Consider the following 6,234-nt stretch of genomic DNA (forward strand, 5'->3'; position numbering starts at 1 on the left):
TATTGATTGGTAAATTATTTAACATATCGCTATCAAACATGATGATGTGAATAGAGTCAAGAAAAATACAATAAAAAGCGCATCACGAGGATGCGCAGAGGCGTTTTGAGTCAGTGATTTATTCTAATTTTTAATCTTGCTTTACTATTTACATTTCATCGACAAGTAAATTCTCTTCTTTCAGGCTGTTATCAGCCCGACGAGATTCGTTTTTATGCTGAACTTTGTTTAATTGACGTTCAAGTTTTGCGAGTAATTCATTAATTGCAACATACATATCAGTGTGTTGTGCATTAGCGACCAATTGCCCATTTGGTGTATGAATGCTGGCATCAACACTAAAACCTTTAGGATCTTTCGTAAGAATAATATGAGGATTGATTAAATTCACCTGCCATTTATTGAGTTTAGTTAGACGGCTTTCAATGTGTTCACGTAGTGCTGGGGTAATTTCCATTTGTTTGCTAGTAATATTTATAATCATATAGTTACCTCTTTATTACTCCGTCTTCGATAACTTCAGAATATCGTGATACACAATTTAAAACATGATCAAAATCACTTTTTGTTAGATGTATGTGTAACTAGTAATAGAAACGTGACAAATGATAAATAGCTGAAAAAGACCGCTTGTTAAGTTGCATTTATTCAGTCATATTAGGAAGGTTGGGCTGATGAAAAGCAAAGACAATTTAGCTAGAAAAGAATAAAAAAACAGCAGCGATAAGCTGCTGTTTTTGATGGTGATGTTTTTGTTAGGCTGGATTGGCTGCAATTAGTGAAGCTACTTTTTCTGCTTCTTGCGTCAGACCTAATTCTTTATAAGCGTTTTCCATATAGACAAGCGCGTCACGAGTAGCTTGTGTGTCAGGATAATCGCGCATCATTTGCTCTACTCTATTAATAACCGCGACATAAGCCCCTCGTTTAGTATAGAATTTCGCAACAGAAAGCTCATACTTCGCTAAACGGTTTTTAAGAAAGACTAGGCGTTTGGTTGCATCGGCGACATAAAGGCTGTCTGGATAGTAACGAACTAATTGACTAAAATCTTTAAATGCCACGATGGCATGTTGAGGATCACGGTCTGAACGATCAATACCAAAGAATCCTTGTAATGCACTATCATCTAATGCTTGAGCTGTTAAGCCTCGCATATAAAGAACATAGTCGATATTAGGATGGGTTGGGTTTAATCGCATAAAACGGTCGATTGCAGAAATCGCCATTGGTAGTTCCGCTGATTTATAATAAGCATAAATCAGATCGAGTTGAACTTGTTGCGAGTAAGGGCCAAAAGGATAGCGATTATCGAGAGACTCTAATTGTTTGATAGCCGCTCCATAATTGCCATCTAGCAATTTTTCCTGACTGGTTGAGTAAAGCTCAGAAGGCGACATATCGGCAGTAACGTCTTTGTCTGAACTCGAACAGCCAGCAAGTAACAGGCTTACAGTGGCCGCTGCCACCAGGTATTTAATGCGTCTCATCACGTATTGATTATCCTCTGAATAGGTTTGGGGAGTCTCTCCGTGAAGCTCCCCTGAAATCGGTTACACTATAACTCATTTTAAATGAAACGGCTGTGCCGTCAAAACACTAACTTAATTAATAGAAAATTATTTATGTCTCAACAAATACGACTTAATGCTACAGTCGCAGATTCACAGCTGGGTCAACGCTTAGATCAGGCTTTGGCCGAAATGTTCCCTGATTATTCAAGATCTCGTATAAAAGAGTGGATCTTAGACAATAGAGTGCAGGTTAACGATAAAATCATCAATAAGCCAAAAGAAAAAATGCTTGGCGGTGAAAAAATTGAAGTCGATGCCTTAATTGAAGAGGAAGTTCGCTGGGAGCCTCAGAATATTCCGTTAAATATCGTTTATGAAGATGACGATATTTTAGTTATCAATAAGCCAAGAGATCTCGTTGTTCATCCTGGTGCGGGTAATCCTGATGGCACCGTATTAAATGCATTACTTTATCGCTATCCAGAGATTGCTAATGTACCTCGTGCGGGTATTGTCCATCGATTGGATAAAGATACAACAGGTTTAATGGTTGTTGCAAAAACAGTTCCTGCTCAAACGCATTTAGTTGAAGCTTTACAACGTCGTGAAATCACGCGTGAGTATGAAGCGGTTGCAACAGGAAGAATGACTGCGGGAGGATTAGTGAATGAACCTATTTCTCGACATCCAACTAAACGGACACATATGGCTGTGCACCCAATGGGTAAACCAGCAGTAACACATTATCGTGTTATGGAGCATTTCCGTGCTCATACACGTTTGCGTTTACGTTTAGAAACCGGTCGTACTCACCAAATTCGTGTTCATATGGCTCATATTCACCATGCTTTAATCGGTGATCAGCTTTATGCAGGAAGACCTCGTCCTTTAAAAGGGGCTTCAGATGAATTACGTGAAACGTTACGCTTATTTGATAGACAAGCGCTACATGCAACGATGCTACGTCTTTATCATCCAATAACAGGTATTGAAATGGAATGGCATGCACCATTGCCTGATGATATGGTTAAGCTTATCGATGTGCTAAAAGCTGACGTTGAACAGTTTAAAGATGAAATGGATTGGTAAATGACTTCATTGATTTTTCCAGATTGGCCACAACCTGAAAATATTGGGTCTTGCAGTACCTTGAGAGAAGGTGGGATTAGTCTACCGCCTTATAACAGCCTCAATTTAGGTACTCATGTTGGTGATAAATTGTCTGATGTTGAAGAAAATAGACGCAGACTTTGCCAGCAAGCTCAATTGCCTGAAATGCCACTATGGCTTGAACAAGTTCATGGTACTCATGTTGTTACGCTAAATACTGAGAAAAATGATGAAATACAAGGTGATGCCCTTTACACCTCTACCGTGAAAAAAGTTTGCGCAATTATGACGGCAGATTGTTTGCCAGTCCTTTTTACAACTGTTGATGGAACAGAAGTTGGCGCCGCTCATGGTGGATGGCGAGGGCTTTGCCATGGTGTATTACAGAATACACTTGCGCAGTTTAAAGCACCTAAAGATCAAATTATGGCATGGTTAGGGCCAGCAATTGGACCAACTGCTTTTGAGGTTGGTGCAGAAGTCCGTTTGGCGTTTATAGAGAAAAATATTGCCTTTGAATCTGCATTTATTCCCCATAATGGTAAATATTTAGCTAATATTTATATGTTAGCGAGAATAATCTTACAGGAAAGTGGAGTAACTCAGATTTATGGTGGCGATTTTTGTACTGTAACTGATCCATCGCGCTTCTTTTCTTATAGACGAGAGCATGTAACTGGGCGAATGGCATCATTAATCTGGATTAAATAAACTTCCTCTCAACGTTTTTTCTCACTTATCTCAAATATTGATGAATATTTTTGCTCAAAATTTTTATTTTGAGCTTGAATATTGTCAAAATGACCTCATCTATTCTCCAGTTACGAATTTTACTTTAAATTTTACTTGGAGGTGTTATGCGTCTGGATAAATTAACCAACAAATTCCAGCAAGCTCTCGCAGACGCCCAGTCATTGGCACTTGGGAACGATAATCAATTTATAGAACCCATACATTTACTGAGTGCGTTATTTAATCAACAAGGTGGCTCAATTCGCCCTCTATTAACATCCGTAGGTGTTAATGCATCGCAATTTAATGAGCGAATTAATGATGCTTTGTCTCGATTACCTAAAGTCGAAGGTGCTGGTGGAGAGGTTCATCCCTCAAATGATTTAATTAAGCACCTTAACTTGTGCGATAAATTGGCACAGAAAAAAGGTGACGAATTTATTTCGTCAGAGCTCTTTCTTTTAGCTGCTATGGAAACCGGTGGACAAGTTGCTGATATGCTAAAAGCTGCCGGAGCGAATAAAGCAAGTCTTGAGATAGCGATTGAAAAAATACGTGGTGGAGAAACAGTGAACGATCAAAATGCAGAAGACCAACGTCAGGCATTGAAAAAATATACTGTGGATTTAACGGAAAGAGCAGAACAAGGCAAACTCGATCCTGTTATTGGTCGTGATGAAGAAATAAGAAGAACTATTCAAGTTCTACAACGCCGTACTAAAAACAACCCTGTGCTTATTGGTGAACCAGGGGTTGGTAAAACGGCCATTGTTGAAGGTTTGGCTCAACGTATTGTTAATGGTGAAGTCCCTGAAGGTTTAAAGAATAAGCGTGTACTTTCTTTAGATATGGGCTCGTTATTAGCAGGTGCTAAATACCGTGGTGAATTTGAAGAACGTTTAAAAGCTGTTTTAAATGATTTATCTAAACAGGAAGGCAGTGTCATTCTGTTTATTGATGAATTACATACGATGGTTGGCGCAGGTAAAGCTGACGGTGCTATGGATGCGGGAAATATGTTAAAGCCGGCATTAGCTCGTGGTGAATTACACTGTGTGGGTGCAACAACACTTGATGAATATCGTCAATATATTGAAAAAGATGCGGCATTAGAGCGTCGTTTCCAAAAAGTGTATGTGGCTGAGCCAACTGTAGAAGATACTATTGCTATTTTACGTGGTCTGAAAGAACGTTATGAACTTCATCATCATGTTCAAATTACAGATCCTGCGATTGTTGCGGCTGCGACTTTATCTCATCGTTATATCTCTGACCGTATGTTACCAGATAAAGCGATTGACTTAATTGATGAAGCGGGCGCAAGCCTACGTATGCAGATGGATTCAAAACCAGAAGCATTAGATAGACTTGATAGACGTATTATTCAGCTGAAACTTGAACAACAAGCACTGCAAAAAGAGTCTGATGATGCAAGTAAAAAACGTTTAGAGATGCTAAATGAAGAACTTGCTGAAAAAGAGAAAGAGTATTCTGCTTTAGAAGAAGAGTGGAAAGCAGAAAAAGCAGAACTTACTGGCACTCAACATATTAAATCTGAATTAGAGCAGGCTCGTATTGCATTAGAACAAGCTCGCCGTAGCGGTGATTTGGCGAAAATGTCAGAGATCCAATATGGACAAATCCCGACGTTAGAAAAACAGCTTGCTGAAGCTAATAAAGCTGAAGATAAACATATGAAGCTGTTACGTAATAAAGTCACTGATGCTGAAATTGCTGAAATCTTGGCTCGTTGGACAGGTATTCCTGTATCTAGAATGCTAGAAGGGGAACGTGAAAAACTGCTAAGAATGGAACAAGAGCTACATAGACGTGTTATTGGTCAAGCTGAGGCTGTGAGTGCAGTATCTAATGCTATTCGTCGTAGCCGTGCTGGATTATCTGATCCTAATCGTCCAATTGGTTCGTTCTTATTCTTAGGGCCTACTGGGGTAGGTAAGACTGAGTTGTGTAAAGCATTAGCGAACTTCTTGTTTGATAGTGATGATGCAATGGTTCGTATCGATATGTCTGAATTTATGGAAAAACACTCTGTTTCTCGTTTAGTGGGTGCACCTCCAGGATATGTTGGTTACGAAGAAGGTGGATATTTAACAGAAGCCGTTCGCCGTCGCCCTTATTCAGTCATTTTATTAGATGAAGTTGAAAAAGCGCATCCAGACGTATTCAATATTTTATTACAAGTATTGGATGATGGTCGTTTAACGGATGGACAAGGCAGAACAGTCGATTTTCGTAATACAGTTGTGATTATGACATCGAACTTGGGGTCTGATTTAATTCAAGAACGCTTCGGGACAATTGATTATCCTGAAATGAAAAACATTGTGATGGATGTTGTTGGCCATCATTTCAGACCAGAGTTTATCAACCGTATTGATGAAGTTGTGGTATTCCACCCATTAGGTAAAGAAAACATTGCAGCGATTGCACAAATTCAATTACGTCGTTTATACCAGCGTTTAGAAGAGCGTGGTTATCACGTTACTATCACTGGGGCTGCATTAGAGAAATTGAGTGAAGTTGGATTCGATCCAATTTATGGTGCTCGTCCATTAAAACGGGCTATCCAGCAAGAGGTTGAAAATCCATTAGCTCAAGATATCTTGTCTGGCAAATTATTACCGGGCAAAGAGATTATCTTAGATTTAGATGACAATAAGATAATCGCGAAGCAGTAATAGATAACACTAAACCCAAAAGAGGCTTATATAAGCCTCTTTTTTTATACTTTATGTTTTTGTTGAGTAAGGGGGATGGGGATATTTAAATATGATTTATATTATTTGAAACTTTTTTCGACAGTAAATGTCTATAAATTACACTGAATATATCGATTTGATTATTAAGTGCGCTGTCG

Annotated in this window: 5 protein-coding genes; 3 read left to right on the plus strand and 2 right to left on the minus strand. The window is 38.9% G+C overall.

What is annotated here, in order from left to right; genetic code table 11:
- Positions 1–148 precede the first annotated feature (148 nt).
- Positions 149–484, minus strand: a complete 336-nt coding sequence (raiA, locus tag JEP71_RS08590; RefSeq protein WP_109374392.1) for a ribosome-associated translation inhibitor RaiA — start codon at positions 482–484, stop codon at positions 149–151.
- A 271-nt stretch (positions 485–755) separates the two neighbouring features.
- Positions 756–1,490, minus strand: coding sequence for an outer membrane protein assembly factor BamD (gene bamD, locus JEP71_RS08595; protein WP_198620999.1), 735 nt, complete (start codon positions 1,488–1,490; stop codon positions 756–758).
- Between the two features lie 135 nt (positions 1,491–1,625).
- Here bamD and rluD point away from each other — a divergent pair, with 135 nt between their 5' ends.
- The 3 genes from rluD to clpB all read left to right on the plus strand — a co-directional run bounded on the left by rluD (position 1,626) and on the right by clpB (position 6,055).
- The gene (gene rluD / locus JEP71_RS08600) at positions 1,626–2,603 is read left to right on the plus strand and encodes a 23S rRNA pseudouridine(1911/1915/1917) synthase RluD (RefSeq protein WP_075672439.1); all 978 of its coding nucleotides are present in this window, start codon (positions 1,626–1,628) and stop codon (positions 2,601–2,603) included.
- Positions 2,604–3,335, plus strand: a complete 732-nt coding sequence (gene yfiH / locus JEP71_RS08605) for a purine nucleoside phosphorylase YfiH (RefSeq protein WP_198626090.1) — start codon at positions 2,604–2,606, stop codon at positions 3,333–3,335.
- A 146-nt stretch (positions 3,336–3,481) separates the two neighbouring features.
- Entirely contained in the window at positions 3,482–6,055 is a 2,574-nt protein-coding gene (gene clpB / locus JEP71_RS08610) for an ATP-dependent chaperone ClpB (protein WP_196534248.1), read from the plus strand.
- Positions 6,056–6,234 lie beyond the last annotated feature (179 nt).

This window comes from Proteus sp. PR00224 (assembly GCF_016238105.1).
GTDB lineage: Bacteria > Pseudomonadota > Gammaproteobacteria > Enterobacterales > Enterobacteriaceae > Proteus.